The organism is Curtobacterium sp. PhB128 (genome assembly GCF_004340725.1).
In the GTDB taxonomy this organism is placed as follows: Bacteria; Actinomycetota; Actinomycetes; order Actinomycetales; family Microbacteriaceae; genus Curtobacterium.
The window spans coordinates 67438-85907 of sequence record NZ_SLUR01000008.1; the positions used below are offsets into that span (position 1 = coordinate 67438).

20 protein-coding genes and 1 tRNA gene are annotated in these 18470 nt (G+C 69.9%); 12 read left to right on the forward strand and 9 right to left on the reverse strand.

Annotated features, from left to right (window positions below; genetic code table 11):
* Positions 1-7 precede the first annotated feature (7 nt).
* The 6 genes from EDF23_RS14245 to EDF23_RS14265 all read left to right on the forward strand — a co-directional run bounded on the left by EDF23_RS14245 (position 8) and on the right by EDF23_RS14265 (position 6146).
* Entirely contained in the window at positions 8-1765 is a 1758-nt protein-coding gene (locus EDF23_RS14245) for a PH domain-containing protein (protein ID WP_131922008.1), read from the forward strand.
* On the forward strand, positions 1762-2454 hold the full coding sequence (locus EDF23_RS14250) for a Rossmann-like and DUF2520 domain-containing protein (protein ID WP_165901135.1): 693 nt from the start codon (positions 1762-1764) through the stop codon (positions 2452-2454). The genes EDF23_RS14245 and EDF23_RS14250 overlap by 4 nt, the downstream gene beginning before the upstream one ends.
* Before the next feature lie 217 nt (positions 2455-2671).
* Entirely contained in the window at positions 2672-4198 is a 1527-nt protein-coding gene (gene lysS / locus EDF23_RS14255; RefSeq protein WP_131922009.1) for a lysine--tRNA ligase, read from the forward strand.
* A gap of 29 nt (positions 4199-4227) precedes the next feature.
* Positions 4228-4431 carry a hypothetical protein gene (locus tag EDF23_RS14260; RefSeq protein WP_111086942.1) on the forward strand — a complete coding sequence of 68 codons (204 nt, stop codon included), beginning with the start codon at positions 4228-4230 and terminating at the stop codon, positions 4429-4431.
* Positions 4432-4577: 146 nt separating this feature from the next.
* On the forward strand, positions 4578-4709 hold the full coding sequence (locus EDF23_RS19750; protein ID WP_258373406.1) for a hypothetical protein: 132 nt from the start codon (positions 4578-4580) through the stop codon (positions 4707-4709).
* Positions 4710-5087: 378 nt separating this feature from the next.
* A complete protein-coding gene (locus EDF23_RS14265) occupies positions 5088-6146 on the forward strand; it encodes a sigma-70 family RNA polymerase sigma factor (protein ID WP_123294550.1) in 1059 nt (352 codons plus the stop codon).
* Positions 6147-6295: 149 nt separating this feature from the next.
* On the opposite strand, the gene EDF23_RS14270 is transcribed toward EDF23_RS14265, so the two are convergent.
* Positions 6296-7228, reverse strand: a complete 933-nt coding sequence (locus EDF23_RS14270; RefSeq protein ID WP_111086944.1) for an NAD(+)/NADH kinase — start codon at positions 7226-7228, stop codon at positions 6296-6298.
* A gap of 70 nt (positions 7229-7298) precedes the next feature.
* On the opposite strand from EDF23_RS14270, the gene EDF23_RS14275 reads away from it, so the two are divergent.
* Both EDF23_RS14275 and EDF23_RS14280 read left to right on the forward strand, forming a co-directional pair.
* Positions 7299-7775 carry a Clp protease N-terminal domain-containing protein gene (locus tag EDF23_RS14275; RefSeq protein WP_165901136.1) on the forward strand — a complete coding sequence of 159 codons (477 nt, stop codon included), beginning with the start codon at positions 7299-7301 and terminating at the stop codon, positions 7773-7775.
* Between the two features lie 222 nt (positions 7776-7997).
* The gene (locus tag EDF23_RS14280) at positions 7998-10517 is read left to right on the forward strand and encodes an ATP-dependent Clp protease ATP-binding subunit (RefSeq protein WP_123294552.1); all 2520 of its coding nucleotides are present in this window, start codon (positions 7998-8000) and stop codon (positions 10515-10517) included.
* A gap of 85 nt (positions 10518-10602) precedes the next feature.
* Here EDF23_RS14280 and EDF23_RS14285 read toward each other — a convergent pair whose 3' ends face one another.
* Positions 10603-11055 (reverse strand): SRPBCC family protein, encoded by a 453-nt coding sequence (locus EDF23_RS14285; protein ID WP_131922011.1) that lies wholly within the window; start codon positions 11053-11055, stop codon positions 10603-10605.
* Between the two features lie 98 nt (positions 11056-11153).
* On the opposite strand from EDF23_RS14285, the gene EDF23_RS14290 reads away from it, so the two are divergent.
* Positions 11154-11696, forward strand: coding sequence for an amino-acid N-acetyltransferase (locus tag EDF23_RS14290; RefSeq protein ID WP_173170102.1), 543 nt, complete (start codon positions 11154-11156; stop codon positions 11694-11696).
* 64 nt (positions 11697-11760) lie between these two features.
* Positions 11761-12429, forward strand: coding sequence for a hypothetical protein (locus EDF23_RS14295; RefSeq protein ID WP_131922012.1), 669 nt, complete (start codon positions 11761-11763; stop codon positions 12427-12429).
* A gap of 185 nt (positions 12430-12614) precedes the next feature.
* Here the strand turns inward: EDF23_RS14295 and EDF23_RS14300 are convergent, their stop codons facing one another.
* Positions 12615-12824 (reverse strand): cold-shock protein, encoded by a 210-nt coding sequence (locus EDF23_RS14300; RefSeq protein ID WP_017887662.1) that lies wholly within the window; start codon positions 12822-12824, stop codon positions 12615-12617.
* 281 nt (positions 12825-13105) lie between these two features.
* Between EDF23_RS14300 and EDF23_RS14305 the strand changes: the two genes are divergently transcribed.
* Positions 13106-13489 (forward strand): SseB family protein, encoded by a 384-nt coding sequence (locus EDF23_RS14305; RefSeq protein WP_131922013.1) that lies wholly within the window; start codon positions 13106-13108, stop codon positions 13487-13489.
* 4 nt (positions 13490-13493) lie between these two features.
* On the opposite strand, the gene radA is transcribed toward EDF23_RS14305, so the two are convergent.
* Entirely contained in the window at positions 13494-14855 is a 1362-nt protein-coding gene (radA, locus tag EDF23_RS14310) for a DNA repair protein RadA (RefSeq protein WP_243648931.1), read from the reverse strand.
* Between the two features lie 10 nt (positions 14856-14865).
* Positions 14866-15831, reverse strand: a complete 966-nt coding sequence (locus EDF23_RS14315; protein WP_131922015.1) for an SGNH/GDSL hydrolase family protein — start codon at positions 15829-15831, stop codon at positions 14866-14868.
* 143 nt (positions 15832-15974) lie between these two features.
* On the opposite strand from EDF23_RS14315, the gene EDF23_RS14320 reads away from it, so the two are divergent.
* Positions 15975-16064, forward strand: a tRNA-Ser gene (locus EDF23_RS14320).
* Between the two features lie 102 nt (positions 16065-16166).
* On the opposite strand, the gene EDF23_RS14325 is transcribed toward EDF23_RS14320, so the two are convergent.
* From EDF23_RS14325 to EDF23_RS14340, 4 genes are all read right to left on the reverse strand, one after another.
* On the reverse strand, positions 16167-16586 hold the full coding sequence (locus tag EDF23_RS14325; RefSeq protein ID WP_131922016.1) for a hypothetical protein: 420 nt from the start codon (positions 16584-16586) through the stop codon (positions 16167-16169).
* Positions 16586-17041: a hypothetical protein gene (locus EDF23_RS14330; RefSeq protein ID WP_131922017.1), complete on the reverse strand. Its 456-nt coding sequence runs from the start codon at positions 17039-17041 to the stop codon at positions 16586-16588. The genes EDF23_RS14325 and EDF23_RS14330 overlap by 1 nt, the downstream gene beginning before the upstream one ends.
* Positions 17042-17112: 71 nt before the next feature.
* Positions 17113-17721 carry a biotin transporter BioY gene (locus EDF23_RS14335; protein WP_131880939.1) on the reverse strand — a complete coding sequence of 203 codons (609 nt, stop codon included), beginning with the start codon at positions 17719-17721 and terminating at the stop codon, positions 17113-17115.
* A 45-nt stretch (positions 17722-17766) separates the two neighbouring features.
* On the reverse strand, positions 17767-18459 hold the full coding sequence (locus EDF23_RS14340; RefSeq protein WP_131922018.1) for a TetR/AcrR family transcriptional regulator: 693 nt from the start codon (positions 18457-18459) through the stop codon (positions 17767-17769).
* Positions 18460-18470 lie beyond the last annotated feature (11 nt).

Here is an 18470-nt window from a genome sequence, read left to right on the forward strand (position 1 = left end):
GGTCGCGGTGACCTTCCGACCCGGCCCGCCGCCGCCCGCCCCGCCGACGCGTGGGAACGCCGCTGCCGCAGCGCCCCTGACCGACGGCGAGTGGCACCGCCTGCACCCGCTGACCCCGCTGCTCAAGGGCGGGATCTTCCTGATCGTCATCCTCGGCTACGTGCTGAACAGCCTGCGCGACCAGCTCGTCGAGTTCTTCATCCCGGGTGGCGAGCAGCAGGACGGCGACCCCGTCCGCTACGTCTACGAGCACGGCGTCGTCGGCTGGGTGCTGCTCGGCGTCGCGGTGTTCCTGCTCGTGCTGATCGGGCTCTTCTACCTGTCCTGGCGCATGCACGAGTTCCGGGTCACCGGCGAGATCGTCGAGGTCCGCTCGGGCGTGCTGTTCCGGAACCACCGCAAGGCCCGGCTCGACCGGATCCAGGGCATCAACATCTCGCGTCCGCTCATCCCGCGGGTGTTCGGCACGGCGAAGCTCGAGATCGCCCAGGCCGGCAACGACGCCAACGTGCAGCTCGCCTACCTCGGGGTGAAGGCCGCGGACGACCTGCGGCTGCGCATCCTCGTGCTCGCCTCGGGTGCGAAGGACGACGACCGTGGCAGTGGTCCGGCGCGCGCGTCGAACGGTGTGCTGCAGGACCGCGTCGACGAGATGTTCTCGCCCGAGCTCGACCCCGCCGCGGTGCAGGCCACCCGGATCGTCAAGGTGAAGCCCGGCCGGCTGATCGCGTCGATGCTGCTCTCCGGCACCACCGTCTTCATCCTGCTGGCCGTGGCGGCGATGATCGTCAGTGTCGCGCTCACCGGCGAGTACGGGATCCTGTTCGGCCTGTTCCCCGCCGTGATCGGTGCGGGCAGTTACTACGTCCGCAAGTTCTCGCGGTCGCTGCAGTACACGATCGCCGAGACCCGCGACGGCATCCGGATCGGGTTCGGGCTCGTCTCGACCTCGAACGAGACGCTGCCCCCGGGCCGCATCCACGCCGTCAGCGTCGCGCAGCCGCTGCTCTGGCGCCCGTTCGGTTGGTGGGACGTCCGGATCAACCGTGCGACGAACGCGGGCAACGGGGCGTCGAGCAACCAGCAGGCCTCCGCCATCGTGCTGCCCGTCGGCACCGCGGCCGACGTCCGCGAGGTCCTCGACATCATCCTGCCCGGCCTGGTCGGCACTGCCGTCGCCGGCCCCGAGGCGTCGCAAGAGGCCCTGCGGGAAGGCTCCGCCGAGGCCGTCAGCGTCGTCGACGACAGCCTCACCACGAGCGGCGACGAAGGTGGTTTCGTGCACTCCCCGCGCCGCGGTGCGTGGCTCCGGCCGTTCGCGTTCCGGCGCAACGGGTACCGGTTCGTGCAGGGCGCGGTGTTGCTCCGGCTCGGCGCCGTCTGGCGGTCGCTCGTCATCGTGCCGTTGCCCCGGGTGCAGAGCGTCAAGGTCGAGCAGGGTCCGCTCGAGCGTGCCCTGCGGCTCGCCGCCGTCCACGTGCACACCGTCGCCGGGCCGGTCTCGGCCCGCGTCGGTGCGCTCGACGCACGGGACGCGCAGCGTCTGTGGTCCGAGACCACCCACCGCGCCGTCGAGGCCGCTGCGGTCGACACGTCCCACCGGTGGCGCGAACGGGAGGCCCGTCCCGCGTCCGCCAGGCACGCTGCGGACGTGCCGTGGCCCGGGACCGGAGCCCCTGCCGGACCCGACGCCGACCACCGGCCCGGCACCGTGCCTCCCGGCCCGGGGTGGAGCGACGTCCCGCCCACCGGGGCCGTCCGATGAGGGCCGGGCGCCTCGGCGTCGGCGTCGTCGGGGCCGGACGGGTCGGACCCGTGCTCGGCGCCGCACTCGCGAACGCGGAGCACGCGGTCGTCGGCGTGACCGCCGTGTCCGCCGAGAGCCGTGACCGCGCCGAGGCGATGCTGCCCGGCGCTCCCGTGCTCGCGACGCCGGACCTGGTCGAGCGGAGCGAACTCGTGCTGCTCGCCGTGCCGGACGACCAGCTGGCCTCACTCGTGCAGGGCCTGGCGGACGCCGGCATCTGGCAGCCCGGACAGCTCGTCGTGCACACCAGCCCGGACCACGGCGTCGGCATCCTCGCTCCCGCGATGGCGGCCGGCGCCATCCCGCTCGCCATCCACCCCGCGATGGCGTTCACCGGCACCAGCGTCGACCTGTCGCGGCTCCGTGACGCCTACTGCGCGGTCACCGCTCCCTCGCCCGTGCTGCCGATCGCGCAGGCCCTGGTGGTCGAGATGGGCGCCGAGCCGTTCGTCATCGCCGAGGGGGACCGGCCCGCCTACGCCGACGCCGTCCGCGCCGCCGTGAGCTTCTCGACGGCGATCGTGGACCAGTCGGCGGGCACGCTCTCCGGCATCGGTGTGGACCACCCCGGCCGGGTGCTCGGTGCGCTCGTCCGCTCCGCCGTCGACAACGCGCTGACGGCCGCCGACGGGCAGTCCACGCTGTAGGGGCATGGCAGTCGGTCACGACTCCCCGCTCAGTTCCGCCGAGTGGTCACGAACCGTCGGCCCGCAGCGCTCCGGCCGACGGAACGTGACCGGTCGGCGCCGCGCCGGCCGGGAGTCGCGACCAGTCGAGGGGACCCGTCCGGGCACGGTTCGGGGGCGGGAGCGCGGCGCGGGTAGCATTTCCCCCGACCCCCACGACCATCGGAGCCGCACCCGCATGACCGACGAGACCGCCACCACCGACACCGCGATCGCCGACGCCGCCGCACTGGCCGAGCAGGAGACCAGCGAGCAGCGACAGGTCCGGCTCGACAAGCGCGCGAAGCTGCTCGAGTCCGGCATCGAGGCGTACCCCGCCGAGCTCCCGATCACGACGACGATCCCGGCGGTCCGCGACCAGTACGCGCACCTCGAGACCGGCGAGGAGACGCAGGACGTCGTCGGTGTCGCCGGCCGCATCGTGTTCTCGCGCAACACCGGCAAGCTCTGCTTCGCGTCGCTGCAGTCCGGCGACGGGTCCCGCATCCAGGCGATGGTGTCCCTGGCCGAGGTCGGTGACGAGTCCCTCGCGCGCTGGAAGGAGTTCGTCGACCTCGGCGACCACGTCTTCGTGCACGGCCGCGTGATCTCCTCGCGCCGCGGTGAGCTGTCGATCATGGTCGACGAGTGGGCGATCGCGGCGAAGGCGATCCTGCCGCTGCCGAACCTGCACAACGAGCTGAACGAGGAGACGCGGGTCCGCCAGCGCTACCTCGACCTCATCGTCCGCGACGAAGCACGCGCCACCGTCCGCGCCCGCGCCGCCGTGATGTCCTCGCTCCGCCAGACCTTCACCGAGCACGAGTACCTCGAGGTCGAGACGCCGATGCTGCAGACCCAGCACGGTGGCGCCTCGGCTCGTCCGTTCGTGACCCACTCGAACGCCTTCGACACCGAGCTCTTCCTGCGCATCGCACCCGAGCTCTTCCTGAAGCGCGCGGTCGTCGGCGGCATCGACCGGGTGTTCGAGATCAACCGGAACTTCCGCAACGAGGGTGCCGACTCGTCGCACTCGCCCGAGTTCGCGATGGTCGAGGCCTACCAGGCGTACGGCAACTACGAGCAGATGGCCGACCTGACGCAGGAGCTCGTGCAGCGCGCTGCGCGGGCCGTGACCGGCGGCTCGCTCGAGGTCACCCTGCCCGACGGCAGCACGTACGACCTCGGCGGCGAGTGGCCGCGCATCGACATGTACGGCTCACTGTCCGAGGCAGCCGGTCGCGAGATCACCCCGGAGACCCCGCTGTCCGAGCTGCAGGAGCTCGCCGCTGCCGAGGGCGTCGAGGTCGCGCACGCCACGCACGGCAAGTACGTCGAAGAGCTCTGGGAGCACTTCGTGATCGACTCGCTCGACCGCCCGACGTTCGTGATGAACTTCCCGGTCGACACCTCGCCGCTCACCCGCGAGCACCGCACCCGACCGGGCATCGTCGAGAAGTGGGACCTGTACGTCCGCGGCTTCGAGCTCGCGACGGCGTACTCCGAGCTCGTCGACCCGGTCGTGCAGCGGGAGCGCTTCGTCGAGCAGGCGAAGCTCGCAGCCGGCGGTGACCCCGAGGCGATGCGCGTCGACGAGGAGTTCCTGCGAGCCCTCGAGCACGCGATGCCCCCGTCGGGTGGCATGGGCATGGGCGTCGACCGCCTGCTCATGGCGATCACCGGCCTCGGCATCCGCGAGACGATCCTGTTCCCGTTGGTGAAGTAAGACCCGGTTCCCCGGGGTACGATGCTCCGGTGCCGCATGGAGTCGTGACCGGGATCATCTTCGCCCTGACGCCGACCATCGTCGTCGGCCTCATCTTCTGGTTCGTGATGCGCGCCATCATGCGGGCCGACCGCACCGAGCGTGCCGCGTACGCCAAGGTCGAGGCCGAGGAGCGTGCCCGGTTCGAGCGCGAGCACGGCGTCCCCGCGCCGGCACCGGCCTCGGCCGAGTAGCGCCGCCCGACCCAGTCCTGTCCGAAGGCCGTCGCCCCATCGTGGGCGGCGGCCTTCGACGTCGGTGCACCCTCGACGTCTGTGCGCCCTCGACCGGTCACGCGCCGTTCACCTCGCCGTCGCGCGCCGGGGTGAGCATCGTCCGCATGGCAACCACACACCCCTTCACGGGTCGCAGCCTCGTCGGTGACATCGAGAGCGAGTACGACGAGTTCGACCGAGACGCCGACCTCGAGGCGTCCAAGCGCCGGGACGGGTGGCTCGAACCCTCCTGGTGACCCCCACCCACTCGGTTTTCGGGGTACGACCACCGGATCGCATCGATCCGGCCGGACGTACCCCTTTTGCATGTCCGGAAGGCGCGGCGGTGCGGGGTACAGGTTCGGAAACGCGTGAGAAACACTCCTGCAACGCCGGAAACATCACGTCATACCCTTGATCCGCGGCAGTTCGGGGGACCACACTGGCAGCATCGCTGTACCCCACGGGGGACGGTTTCGATGACGAAGCACGGAGAAGCCTGAGAATCATTCCGATCGGTTTGTGGGGTACACCTCTGGACCGCTTTACTCGTGAACACCCCAAGCAGCACCCAGAAGCAACACCCCCAGCACCACCGCACGAAGCCATCACCGCCGAACGCAGGGAGCAACACCATGACGATCGCACCGGCTGCACCGAGCACCACCCGCCGCGCCACCACGAAGAAGGCAGCGGCATCGAAGACCCAGGGCGCCGAGTCCGCGACGACCTCCCTCGACACCGAGGTCGAGGCCGACGAGCAGCTCGCCGGCGTCCGCGGTGCCTCCGTCGACCAGGTCGGCGACTACCTGCGCCACATCGGTCGCCTCTCGCTCCTCACCGCCGAGGAAGAAGCGCAGATCGCCCGTCGCATCGAGGTCGGCCTGTTCGCGGAAGAGAAGCTCGCGACCGAGAAGGGCCTCGCGAAGACCCTGCAGCGCGAACTCCGCTGGCTCGTCCGCGACGGTGAGCGCGCCAAGGAGCGCATGATCACCTCGAACCTCCGTCTGGTCGTCAGCATCGCGAAGCGCTACTCGCAGCGTGGCCTGCCGTTCATGGACGTCATCCAGGAGGGCAACCTCGGCCTGGTCCGTGCGGTCGAGAAGTTCGACTTCACGCAGGGCTACAAGTTCTCGACCTACGCCACCTGGTGGATCCGCCAGGCGATCTCGCGTGGTCTCGCCGACAAGGCCCGCACGATCCGCATCCCGGTCCACACTGTCGAGCTGATCAACAAGATCTCCCGCACCGAGCGCGACCTGACCGTCGACCTCGGCCGTGCGCCGATGCCCGACGAGGTCGCCGCCGAGCTGAGCATGACGGTGGAAGAGCTCGTCGACCTCAAGGGCCGCTCGCACGAGCCGGTCTCGATCCACACCGTGGTCGGCGACTCGGACGACAGCGAGCTCGGTGACTTCATCGAGGACGAGGACGCTGCGTCCCCGAACGAGCTCACCGAGACCACGCTCCTGCACCGCGACATCCGTTCGATCGTCGCCGAGCTGCCGAGCGAGGAAGCCAACGTGATCCGCATGCGCTACGGCCTCGACGACGACAAGCCGATGACGCTCGACGAGATCTCGAAGATCGTGCACACGACCCGCCAGGCCGTCAGCCGGGTGGAGTCGCGCGCCAAGCTGCGTCTGTTCGCCAAGGCGGTCTCGCAGGACATGCAGCTGTACCTGACCGACTGAGGTCAGCAGGCTTCGGCCGGCGCTCGCGTCGGCAGGGGAACCCGGGTCGGTCTGTGGGAAGACGATCCGGTGGGGTGATGGGAAGGCCCGCTCGAGCACTGCTCGAGCGGGCCATTCACGTTCGTGGGCGTAGGCACCTGCCCGGACCGCTACTGGTCGAGTTCGCGCCCGAGCTTCTGCCGCAGGTCGCTCGGGATCAGCTCGATGAGCTGGTCGGGTCGTACCGGCAGGTCGAGCAGGCTCAGCTTCACCCGACCGGTGCGTCCGTGCCGCTCGGCGTCGAGTCGCACGACGCTGCCGGCGTCCTTGCGGAGGCGGACGTCGATCTGCGCTCCGGTGGCGACCTCGCCGACGACGAGTCCGTCGACCTCGAGTGCGGCGCTCCTGGTGCCCTCCGCGATGTCGAACCGGTAGCGCTCGCGGGCGGCGAGCACCACGGCGCGGTCGATGCCCGCCATCGGGGCGACCGGGGTGACGACGGACCCGGAGAGTGCGGGGGAGAGCACCGGGCCACCCGCGGCGTAGTTGTACGCGGTGGAGCCGGCCGGGGTCGCGGCGACGATGGCGTCGGCGCGGTAGTAGCCGTAGCCGAGCCCGCCGACACTGAGGTCCGCCGACACCTGGCCGGAACCGGGGCGCCGCACGATCGTCAGGTCGTTGAAGGCCAGGTAGTCCGTGCGCGCGCCGCTCCAGGACAGGCGGGCCTCGAGCGCGTGGTGCGGCTCGAGCTGGTACTCGCCGGCCGACAGCCGGTCGAGCGCGGCTTCGAGCTCCGGAGGTTCGATCTCCACCAGGAACCCGACGTTGCCGTAGTTCACGCCGAGCACCGGCACCGGACGCTTCGCCACGAGTCGCATCGCGCCGAGCATGGTGCCGTCGCCGCCGAGGGCCACGACGAGGTCGACGCGTGCGGTGAAGTCGTCGTCCTCCACGGCGGTGATGCCCCCGCCGATCCGCTGTGCGTCGGCTCGGCGGGCGACGAGCTCGCCCCGGCCGGACGCGTTCCATCGCTGCAGGGTCGTGACGGACTCCTGCACGTTCTTGGTCGGGTGGACGACGAGGCCGACGACGGGCTGATCCATGACCGGATGGTACCGAGCCGCGCTGAACCGAGGGCTGTTCAATTGCCATCGCATGCGATATTCTGAATACATGCAGATCGCTCAGCTGTCCGTCGCCCTCCCCACCGTCCGGCAGGGTCGCGAGATCGTGCTGCTCGCCGACCTCGAGTCCCACGAGACCGGCTTCGGCTTCGTCGACGCGGAGCACCTCCTGCTCGCCTCCGTCACCCTCTGCAACGGGATGCCCCGGTTCCGCCCGGTCCTCGAGGCGCACGGGGTCAGCCCCGAAGCCGTCCGCTCCGAGATCAGCGTCTTCGTCGGTGCGCGGGCGGCGTGCCCCGACGAGCACGATCGGGTCGCCTGCACACCGGCGGCCGCCCGGGTCCTCGCACGAGCAGCCGTCCTCGCTGGTCCGGCCGAACGTGTCCGCCCGGTCCACGTCGTGCTGGCCGTCCTCGACGGCGTCGACGACCCCTTCATGGGGTCGGCGCACGACGTCCTCGACGCCCTGGGCGTCGAGCCGCGCCGCTTCCGGCGTGCCCTGCGCCGGGCAGCGCGCCGCGCCTGACACGCGACCCAGGAGCGATCGGGAGGCCCGTGGCGGACGCCGCCACGGGCCTCCCGTCGTCTGTTCCGTTCGCTCACTGCGCACATCGCGCAGTGAGGTCACGCCCACGGCGAACAGGGGCAGCCCGCACGGGGAGCGCTGGTTACTCTCGGAGTACGTGACCGGACTCAGACGAGACCGGACCAGCTGTCGGCTCCGTCAGAAAGGGCCAAGGGAGAGCACATGTTCGAGAGATTCACCGACCGAGCCCGTCGTGTTGTCGTCCTCGCTCAAGAAGAAGCGAAGATGCTCAACCACAACTACATCGGCACCGAGCACATCCTCCTCGGCCTGATCCACGAGGGCGAGGGCGTTGCTGCCAAGGCGCTGGAGTCGCTCGGCATCTCGCTCGACGCCGTCCGCGAGCAGGTCCAGGACATCATCGGCCAGGGTCAGCAGCAGCCGACCGGGCACATCCCGTTCACGCCGCGTGCCAAGAAGGTGCTCGAGCTGTCCCTGCGCGAAGCGCTGCAGCTCGGCCACAACTACATCGGTACCGAGCACATCCTGCTCGGCCTGATCCGCGAGGGCGAGGGCGTCGCAGCCCAGGTTCTCGTGAAGCTCGGCGCCGACCTCAACCGGGTCCGCCAGCAGGTCATCCAGCTCCTGTCCGGCTACCAGGGCAAGGAAGCGGTCGCCGTCGGCGGCGAGCAGCAGCAGAACGCGCAGCAGGGTTCGCAGGTCCTCGACCAGTTCGGTCGCAACCTCACCCAGGCCGCGCGCGACGGCAAGCTCGACCCCGTCATCGGGCGCGAGAAGGAGATGGAGCGGGTCATGCAGATCCTCTCCCGCCGCTCCAAGAACAACCCCGTCCTGATCGGTGAGCCCGGCGTCGGCAAGACCGCCGTCGTCGAGGGCCTCGCCCAGGCGATCGTCAAGGGCGACGTGCCCGAGACGCTGAAGGACAAGCAGCTCTACTCGCTCGACCTCGGATCGCTCATCGCCGGGTCCCGCTACCGCGGTGACTTCGAGGAGCGCCTGAAGAAGGTCACGAAGGAGATCCGCACCCGCGGCGACATCATCGTCTTCATCGACGAGATCCACACGCTCGTCGGTGCCGGTGCTGCCGAAGGTGCGATCGACGCCGCATCGATCCTCAAGCCCCTCCTCGCCCGCGGTGAGCTCCAGACCATCGGTGCCACCACGCTCGACGAGTACCGCAAGCACTTCGAGAAGGACGCCGCACTCGAGCGTCGCTTCCAGTCGGTGCAGGTCAACGAGCCGTCGCTGCCGCACACGATCAACATCCTCAAGGGCCTGCGCGACAAGTACGAGGCGTTCCACAAGGTGTCCATCACCGACGGTGCGATCGTCTCGGCCGCCAACCTGGCGGACCGCTACGTGCAGGACCGCTTCCTGCCGGACAAGGCCATCGACCTGATCGACGAGGCCGGCGCACGCCTGCGCCTCTCGATCCTGTCGGCGCCCCCGGAGCTCCGCGAGTTCGACGAGAAGATCTCGACGGTCCGTGGGTCGAAGGAAGCCGCCATCGAGGAGCAGGACTTCGAGAAGGCAGCCAGCCTGCGTGACGAGGAGAAGAAGCTCCTGGGCGAGCGACTCCGCCTCGAGAAGCAGTGGCGTGCCGGTGACGTCGCCGCGTCCGGCACCGTCGACGAGGGCATCATCGCCGAGGTCCTGGCGCAGGCCACGGGCATCCCGGTGTTCAAGCTCACCGAAGAGGAGACCTCGCGTCTCGTCTTCATGGAGAAGGCACTGCACCAGCGCGTGATCGGTCAGGAAGAGGCCATCTCGGCCCTGTCCAAGACCATCCGCCGGACCCGTGCCGGTCTGAAGGACCCGAACCGCCCCTCGGGCTCGTTCATCTTCGCCGGGCCCACGGGTGTCGGCAAGACCGAGCTCGCCAAGGCGCTCGCCGAGTTCCTGTTCGACGACGAGGGCGCACTGATCTCCCTCGACATGTCGGAGTTCGGCGAGAAGCACACCGTCTCGCGTCTGTTCGGTGCCCCTCCCGGGTTCGTCGGGTTCGAGGAGGGCGGCCAGCTCACCGAGAAGGTGCGCCGCAAGCCGTTCTCCGTGGTCCTGTTCGACGAGATCGAGAAGGCCCACCCGGACATCTTCAACTCGCTGCTGCAGGTGCTCGAGGAAGGCCGTCTCACCGACGGTCAGGGCCGCGTGGTCGACTTCAAGAACACCGTCATCATCATGACCACGAACCTCGGTTCGCAGGGCATCGCCGGTGGCCCGGTGGGCTTCCAGGTCGAGGGTGACTCGGCCGTCGGCTACGACCGCATGCGCGGCAAGGTCAACGAAGAGCTCAAGAAGCACTTCAAGCCGGAGTTCCTGAACCGCGTCGACGACACGATCGTGTTCCCGCAGCTGTCGCAGCCCGAGCTGCTGCAGATCGTGGACCTGTTCGTGAAGCGTCTGGCGGACCGTCTGCTCGACCGCGACATGACGGTGGAGCTCACCCTCCCCGCCAAGGAGCAGCTCATCAAGGTCGGGTTCGACCCGTCCCTCGGTGCACGCCCGCTGCGTCGCGCGATGCAGCACGAGGTCGAGGACCAGCTGTCCGAGCACATCCTGCAGGGTGAGCTCACCGCCGGTGACCACGTCAAGGTCGACTTCGTCGACGGTGCGTTCCACTTCGAGACCGGGCGTCAGCCGGGCCGCGAAGAGGTCCTCGCCGGCGCAGCCGCGGTCGAGACCGCGACCGACGCGCCCCAGGGTGAGATCGAGTCCTAGGACACGACACCAGACAGACGGGAGGCCCGGTGCCAGCTGGCACCGGGCCTCCCGTCTGTCCGTGTGCGGACGTGTCAGGCCGTGATCACGCCTGCACGTCGCCGCGCCAGCCCGTGTCGGTCGGAGCCGACTCGACGCGCTCCTTGTAGTTCTGCAGGTCCTTCTTGATGGCGAGGCCACCGACGCCGACCGCAGCGCCGAGCTTCTCGAGGAAGCCGGACGGCTCCCAGTCGATCTGCGCGGTCACGCGCGTCTCGTCGTCGGAGAGCTTGTGGAAGGTGACGACGCCGGCGTGGTCGGTCTCGCCGTCCTTGACGGTCCAGGCGACACGCTCGTCGGGGTGCTGCTCGGTGATGACGGCGCGGAACTCGCGCTCCTGGCCGGCGACCTTCACGGTCCAGTCGGTGGTCTTGTCGTCGACCTGGACGATCTTCTCGACCTCGTCGAGGAAGTGCGGGAACTCCTCGAAGCGGGTCCACTGACCGTACGCTGCGGAGACGGGGACGTTGACGTCGACGGTTTCGATGATCTGAGGCATGGTGTGGACGGTAGGCGGCCGCGCCTGGGCGCAGTACAGCGGGATGTCCCCCGGAGCGGTCGGCTGCCGCTCGTCCACGCGCGGCTATGGTTGTCGGGATGACAGAGCACGGGAAGCACGCGTTCCACGAACGTGACGAGCACGGGATCCTGGTGCGTCCGGCACTCGCCTCGGACGTCCCGCACATCCAGCGGCTCATCGCCCCCTACGTCGACCGGCGCATCCTGCTCGGCAAGGAGAACGTCGCGCTCTACGGCTCGATCCAGCAGTTCCGGATCGCCGAGGGCCCAGACGGCGTCCCGATCGGCTGTGGTGCCCTCGCCGTCTTCTGGGACGACATCGCCGAGGTCCGCACGCTCGCCCTCGACGCCGACTGGATCCACAAGCGCGTCGGACACCGGATGCTCGAGGCGCTCGAACACGACGGCCGTGAACTCGGCGTCGCGCGGATCTTCTGCCTGACGTTCGAGGTCGACTTCTTCGCGAAGCACGGCTACCTGGAGATCGGCGAGCAGGTCGTCGAACCGGCGGTCTACGCCGAGCTGGTGCGGTCGTCGGACGAAGGGGTCGCGGAGTTCCTCGACCTCGCCCGGGTCAAGCCGAACACCCTCGGCAACACCCGCATGCTGAAGATCCTCTGACGCTTTCGCGCGGCACCCGGCGGGGGTCCCGCACCGGGCATCCGCGGTTGTCTACCCTGTGCGCATGTCGTCGTTGCGTCACCCCGTCGGGCCCGAGAAGCCGGTCGTGTACTGGCGCCGTCGTGCAGCCGTGCTCGGCGCGCTCGTGATCATCATCGTGGTGGTCGTGCTCATCGTCGTCGGACGAGGGAGCGCGTCGACCCCGACGGCAGCGCCCACGTCCTCTACGTCCGCTTCGGCCCCGGCTTCGGCCGGTGGTGCGTCGTCCGCTGCCCCGTCCCGTTCGGCGTCGGCATCCGCGTCGGCGTCTGGGTCGGGCGCTGCCGACGGGTCGACGTGCAGCAAGGACCAGGTCGTCCTGACGCCCGTGCTCGACAAGGAGGCGTACGGCCCCACCGAGGACCCGAAGATCGCCATGTCGATCAAGAACACCGGCACGAACTCGTGCCACCTCGACCTCGGGTCAGCGCAGCAGGTGCTGACGATCAGCTCGGGCGAGGAGCAGTACTGGTCGTCGAAGGACTGCCAGACCGGCGGCACGAACCAGGACGTCACGATCAAGTCCGGGCAGACCCTGACCACGCCCGCGATCGCTTGGGACCGCACCCGGTCGTCCACCACGACGTGCGATGCGTCCCGCCCGGCGGTCTCGGCCGACGGGGCGAGCTACCACCTGCAGGTCGCGGTGGGGAACCTCGAGTCGAAGGCCTCGGTGCAGTTCATCCTGCAGTAGCCCGGGCGTCGCGTCGCGTCGCGTGGCGGTTCGCGGTCCGGCCGGCGGAACCAGGTTCCGGACACGGCACCACGTGGATCCGCGGTGCTGTGTCCGGAACCTGGTTCCCGGAGCGCGGGCGACTCTGGGGACAGCAAACGACCCCGCCGTCCAGAGGACGACGGGGCCGTTCGAAGCTGATGTGATCAGCCGAGGACGGTGATGTTCTCCGCCTGCGGGCCCTTGCGGCCCTCGGTGATGTCGAACTCCACCTTCTGGTTCTCCTCCAGCGACTTGTAGCCGTTGCCGGCGATCGCGGAGAAGTGCGCGAAGACGTCAGCGCTTCCGTCGTCCGGGGCGATGAAGCCGAAGCCCTTTTCGTTGTTGAACCACTTGACGGTACCGGTAGATGCCATGATGGCGTTTCCTTAGCTTTCTTGCGTTCCGCCATGGTGCGATCGCACCTGCGGAGCCCCGACGTACGTCGACGGGGGTGATGCGCCACGCGGGCAGGTGCCGGCGGGACGGGTTCGGGGTCAGGCCTGATGGCCAGTGACCCTGGTAGTCCGAGTTGAGGGGCAAACCACCTCGCTCGAACGTTGAGCGCCGCCGAAGCGGTTCCATCAGGCTAGCGTGCTCTGGGCCGACTGGCTACCCGTGCGTCACTGAACGACGAAAATCTGGTGGAATTGCTCAGATGGCAGACAAGGAACAGCGCTTCCGGAGTGAACAACTCGAGGAAGCCCTCGCGAAGCAGGACGTCGCTGCGGTGGCGTTCGCGCTGCGCAACGACATCGTGATCGTCCCCCGGCTCGTGACCGGCAAGAAGGACATGCAGGTGCGGGTCTTCGGGCGCGAAGGCTCTGAACAGCGCATCCTGCTGCTGTTCTCGTCGGCGGACGCCTACACGGCGATGGTGCCGGACGAGAAGATCCGGCAGGTCATGGTCTACGACGGACCGCGGCTCGAGGAGTTCCTCGCCGCCCACCTCGACATGCTCGAGGGCGTGTTCTTCGACATCGCCGGGCCGAACACCATGCAGGCGACCCCGGGGGACCTGCTGGCCGCATTGCGCGCTTAGGCGATCAGAACGCGCGGTCGAGCTCGCGCTCACGGGCCGACTGCGTCATCGAGAACGCCACACGCAGTGCTTCGCGCAGATGCCCGGAGTCGGCACCGAGGACGGTCGTGAAGCCGAGTCGGCTCGCCTCGTTCACGCGCTGCTTGGTCCCCGTGGCCGGACGGATCTCGCCCGCCAGGCTGATCTCGCCCACGGCCGCGAGCGTGTGCGGGTACGGGCGGTCTCGTGCCGCACTCGCCAGGGCCAGGGCGATCGCCAGGTCGGCGCCGGGTTCGGTGAGCTTCATGCCGCCCACCGTCGAGACGTAGACGTCGGCATCGGAGAGCTTGAGGCCGGCTCGGCGTTCGAGCACCGCGAGCAGCATCGCCACGCGTGAGGCATCGACACCGTTCACGACCCGACGGGGCTGCGGCGCGGAGCTCGGCACGATGAGCGCCTGGACCTCGACCGGGAGCGCCCGACGCCCCTCGAGCGCCACGGTCACGCACGTGCCGGAGACCGGGGTCGCGTTCTTGGACATGAAGAGGCCGCTGGGGTCGGGGACCTCGTGGATGCCGTCGCCGCCCATGTCGAAGCACCCGACCTCGTCCGTGGGGCCGAAGCGGTTCTTCAGTGCCCGGACGAAGCGGAGCGCGGTCTGCCGGTCGCCCTCGAAGTGGCAGACGACGTCGACCAGGTGCTCGAGCAGGCGTGGCCCGGCGATCGTGCCGTCCTTGGTGACGTGGCCGACGATCAGGACGGGGAGGGCGCGGTCCTTCGCGATGCGGATCAGGGTCGAGGCGACCTCGCGCACCTGGGAGGTCCCGCCCGCGATGCCGTCGATCGAGCTGGACGAGATGGTCTGGACGGAGTCGGCGATGAGCAGGTCCGGCTTGACCTGGTCGATCTGGCCGATGATGACGCCGAGGTCGACCTCGCTCGCCAGGTAGAGGTCGTCGTGCATCGCCCCGGTGCGCTCGGCGCGGAGCCGGACCTGGTCGACGGACTCTTCCGCGCTGACGTAGAGGACGCGTTTGCCGGAAGCGGCCGCGCGCGAAGCGACCTCGAGCAGGAGCGTGGACTTGCCGACACCGGGTTCGCCGGACAGCAGCATCGCAGCGCCGGGGACGACACCGCCGCCGAGCACGCGGTCGAACTCGCCGATGCCGGTCTGCCAGCGCTGCACCGTCGTGCCGCGGGCTTCGGTGATGGGCCGTGCCGCTCGGGCACCCGTGACGGCGACGGCCGCGGTGCCACGAGTACTCGCCGAGACCGCTGAGGAGTCCTCGACCGTGCCCCAGGTCTGGCACTCGCCGCACCGGCCGACCCACTTGACACTGGTCCAGCCGCACTCGGTGCATCGGTAGAGGGACTGCGGGCGCGCCATGTCGTCGAGGCTAGGCCGTGCCGCCGACATCGCCGGAGCGGTGCACCGGCTCGTCGGGCAGGGCGATCGACCCCGTCATCCGGTTGCGGATCCGTTCGACGGGACTCGGTCGGTTGGCGTGGTCGAGTGCCTCGGCGCCGTCGGTGTCCTGCTCGGCACGAGCGTTCGCGACCGCCCCGGCCTCACGCCCGAGGTTCTCGGCCTCACGCGCCGAGAGGTAGTGCCGGATCGCCGCGACCGTGTCGACCCGGGCATCGGCCGCCGGCTCGAACGCGCTCGCCCAGACCTCGTATCCCCGGTCGTTCGGGTGGAACAGGTCGCCGTAGCTGTTGAAGAACGTGCGGCGCACCCCGACCCGCTTCGTGATGGTGTGCAGCGGCGCCACGGTCAGCCCGAACTCGGCGGCCACGCGGTGCACGATCTCGTTCGCCACCGCCACCTTGCGCTCACGGTCCGGCACGAACATGCACGGCAGCTCGGCGACCACGGCGTGCGACGGCACCGCGCCGTAGATCGCCCGGATGTTCCGCTCGAACTTGTCCGGGTCGAAGTCGGCGATGTCGTTCGCCCCGATCGACACCGTGCAGATGTCGGGCGTGTACTGCCGGAGCTTCGGCAACTGGTCGCGCTTGGCGCCCCAGGTCGTCGAGCCCGAGACGCTCAGGTTCACGACCCGCACCGACTCGTGGGAACGGTGCCGGATCCGTCGCGCCAACAGGCCCACGTACCCGCGCGACGGCACCGTCGCGCCGACGCCCTGCGCCGCCGAGTCGCCGATCGCCACGTACAGGAGCTGCCCCTCGTGCTGCTGTCGCTCGTGCCACCAGTCGGCGTGGATCGGCAGCATGTCGACCACCCGTTGCGCAGCCGCCCGTTGGCCCTTGACACCGGCCCGGGCCCCGACGGCGGCTGCCCCGAGGACACCGGCCCCACCGAGGACGGACGTCAGGAGTGCGATGAGCGTGCGGGTCTTCATGCCGTGGACGGTACGCCCGCAGGCCGAGTCGACGACGTGGGCGGCCTGTGGGTGTGGGAAGAGCCCTGAGGGTGACCGCCTGTGGAGGGCGAGCCGACGTCGGGTGGCGTGACGGGCCTCCCGGATCGTGTAAACTCTTTCCCGGTACCGTGTCCGAGCGGCCGAAGGATCATGTCTCGAAAACATGTGTGGGGGCAACTCCACCGTGGGTTCAAATCCCACCGGTACCGCCACCTCTCAGAAAACCCCCGTTCACGCGGGGGTTTTCTGCATTTCCAGATGCAGCACCGATCGTTCTCGAGGACGTGAGTGACCGGGGCGCTCTGCAGCCGGGCTCAGCGCCGCTTGCGGAGCGCGTTCGTCGCCCAGAGCGCGACGGCGATCAGCACGGGCTGGAACAGGAGCCGGACGAACCGCTTCGTGTCCGTGTCCAGGCCGAAGCCGTCACGGTGGTGCATCCACTGCGCGATGTTTCCGGGGAAGATCGCGGTGAAGAACACCGCTGCGACCCACCCGACGGTGGCCTGCCGGCGGACCAGCAGCATCAGGGCGGCACCGAGGGAGATCTCGGCGATGCCCGATGCCAGGACCGTGACGTCCGGGTCCAGGGGGACGAACTCCGGCACCTGGGCCCGGAACTCCTGGCGTGCGACCGTGAGGTGGCTGATGCCGGCCCAGGACATGGCCGCACCCAGCAGGATGCGGACGACGGTGCGGGGCTTGGTCGAGCGGGAAATGCGGCGGCGGGAGGTCATCAGGGGCACGTGCCTTTCACAGGGGAGGGTGGAGCGGTGCGTCGACCGACGCTGCGGATGCGACGCCGGCGGGTGAGCTCGAACACGATCACTGCACCGGTCGCCGCGAGGAGGCCGACGCGATGCGCGCGGGCCACCGCCGTCGCGCCGGAGACGGCCAGTGCTGCGGCGGCGACGGTTCCCGCGGTGACGGTGCGGTCCTCGAGGTCGATGCCGGTGCGCACTGCTCCGAGTGCGGTCGCTGCGGCAGCGGCAGCGACCGCTGTCGTCGACCGTCGTTGGCTTCGCACGAGGGCTGTGCCGGCGGCGATCTCCAGCAGGGGCACCAGCACGGCGTGCGGGAGGCCGGGGGCGAAGCCACGCTCCACCATCCGGTGCGCCCGGACGCGCAGGGGTCGCGTCGTCGACGTGCCCGCTCCGTGCAGGGCGAGGAGGATCCCGGCGGTCCGGGTCATCGGTTGTGCTCGATCATGTTGTGCACAACCTAACACGACGCCCGACCTCACACACCCCAGCGAGCGACGCTTCAGCGCCCGACGTCTCGACCACCGACGCGTCGCCGGACCGCCGCCGTCCACCCGAGCGAGATGATCCCGGCACCGAGCAGCGCCTTCACCGCACCGCCGAGGACGAACGGGTACAGCCCGAAAGCGAGCGTCTGCTGCAGGTCCAGCCCGAGCGACACCGCGAGCCAGACCATGCCGGCCGCGAAGGTCACGACGGTGCCGAGCGCGAAGGACAGCACGGAGTTGCGCAGGGGGCGGTCGCCGAAGCGTTCGGCGATCCACCCGACGAGGGCAGCGGCGGCGACGAAGCCGACGATGTACCCGCCGGAGGGACTGACGAGCACGCCGACCCCGGCCGAGCCACCCGCGAAGACCGGCAGCCCGACGACTCCGAGCAGTGCGTAGACGAGCATCGACAGGGCACCGCGGCGCGCACCGAGGGCACTGCCGACCAGCAGGACGGCGAGCGTCTGCCCGGTGATCGGGACGGGCCAGAGCGGGACGGACACCTGTGCGGCGCCGGCGGTGAGCAGCGCACCACCCAGGACGAGCGCGGTGCTCACGACCGCGGTGCGGGGGAGCAGGGCGTCGGCGAGTGGACGGTGTGCGGCGGGGGAGAGTGCGGTCATGGCAGAACCTCCAGATGGGGCGACGGAGACGAACGGAAGAGCTGGTCAGACGGTGACGGCGGCGAGCAGTGACCCGGCCTCGCGGCGGGCATCCGCCACGGCAGTGGTGTCGAGCCCGCACGCCCGCAGGCAGGTCGCGACGATGGCGTCGCGGTCGGCCTCCTCGACACCTCCGACGCGGCGGAGCTGGATGACGGTCTCGGCGAGCTGGATGAGGATCCCGCCGAGCCGGGCGGGATCAATCGAGGCATCGACGTCGGCGGCGGCGGCGAGCGACCCGAGGCGCCCGTAGGCGTCTCGCAGCTCGACCCGCTCGGCCCGGAACCCGTCGTAGCGCTCGCCCTGCACCTCGGGCAGCAGGTAGAGCGTGCCGATGTTGTGCGGGGTGCGGGCGAGGGTCTCCACGTCGATCAGGACGAGCGCGGCCAGGGCACCGGCGGCGGTGGCGGACGCCGGGACCCGCTGTTCGAGCTCGCGGACGAGCTCGAGACTCGGCCGGACCGAGGTCGTCAGGAGCTCGACGAGCATGTCGTCCTTGCCGGCGAAGTGGTAGTACAGCGAGGCCTGGCGGATGCCGACCCGCTCCGCGATGGCTCGGGTCGAGGTCGCGCTGATGCCGTTCTCGACGAACAGGGCGGCGGCGGCGTCGAGGATCTGGTCGCGGGGACTGAGCGCCGAGTCGGCGTTCGGGACGGCCCTCGGGCGACCGGGCTTGGCCGGTCGGTCGTCCGAGGACATGGAGTCATCCT

Bases quoted from the DNA above. Each gene is read 5' to 3' on its own strand.
- EDF23_RS19750 (WP_258373406.1), top strand. From the start codon at position 4,578: ATGGCAACCACACACCCCTTCACGGGTCGCAGCCTCGTCGGTGACATC.
- EDF23_RS14295 (WP_131922012.1), top strand. From the start codon at position 11,761: ATGTCGTCGTTGCGTCACCCCGTCGGGCCCGAGAAGCCGGTCGTGTAC.
- EDF23_RS14305 (WP_131922013.1), top strand. From the start codon at position 13,106: ATGGCAGACAAGGAACAGCGCTTCCGGAGTGAACAACTCGAGGAAGCC.
- EDF23_RS14330 (WP_131922017.1), bottom strand. From the start codon at position 17,041: ATGACCCGGACCGCCGGGATCCTCCTCGCCCTGCACGGAGCGGGCACG.
- EDF23_RS14280 (WP_123294552.1), top strand. From the start codon at position 7,998: ATGTTCGAGAGATTCACCGACCGAGCCCGTCGTGTTGTCGTCCTCGCT.
- EDF23_RS14285 (WP_131922011.1), bottom strand. From the start codon at position 11,055: ATGCCTCAGATCATCGAAACCGTCGACGTCAACGTCCCCGTCTCCGCA.
- EDF23_RS14275 (WP_165901136.1), top strand. From the start codon at position 7,299: ATGCAGATCGCTCAGCTGTCCGTCGCCCTCCCCACCGTCCGGCAGGGT.
- EDF23_RS14325 (WP_131922016.1), bottom strand. From the start codon at position 16,586: ATGACCTCCCGCCGCCGCATTTCCCGCTCGACCAAGCCCCGCACCGTC.
- EDF23_RS14335 (WP_131880939.1), bottom strand. From the start codon at position 17,721: ATGACCGCACTCTCCCCCGCCGCACACCGTCCACTCGCCGACGCCCTG.
- lysS (WP_131922009.1), top strand. From the start codon at position 2,672: ATGACCGACGAGACCGCCACCACCGACACCGCGATCGCCGACGCCGCC.
- EDF23_RS14265 (WP_123294550.1), top strand. From the start codon at position 5,088: ATGACGATCGCACCGGCTGCACCGAGCACCACCCGCCGCGCCACCACG.
- radA (WP_243648931.1), bottom strand. From the start codon at position 14,855: ATGGCGCGCCCGCAGTCCCTCTACCGATGCACCGAGTGCGGCTGGACC.
- EDF23_RS14290 (WP_173170102.1), top strand. From the start codon at position 11,154: ATGACAGAGCACGGGAAGCACGCGTTCCACGAACGTGACGAGCACGGG.
- EDF23_RS14250 (WP_165901135.1), top strand. From the start codon at position 1,762: ATGAGGGCCGGGCGCCTCGGCGTCGGCGTCGTCGGGGCCGGACGGGTC.
- EDF23_RS14300 (WP_017887662.1), bottom strand. From the start codon at position 12,824: ATGGCATCTACCGGTACCGTCAAGTGGTTCAACAACGAAAAGGGCTTC.
- EDF23_RS14315 (WP_131922015.1), bottom strand. From the start codon at position 15,831: ATGAAGACCCGCACGCTCATCGCACTCCTGACGTCCGTCCTCGGTGGG.
- EDF23_RS14270 (WP_111086944.1), bottom strand. From the start codon at position 7,228: ATGGATCAGCCCGTCGTCGGCCTCGTCGTCCACCCGACCAAGAACGTG.
- EDF23_RS14340 (WP_131922018.1), bottom strand. From the start codon at position 18,459: ATGTCCTCGGACGACCGACCGGCCAAGCCCGGTCGCCCGAGGGCCGTC.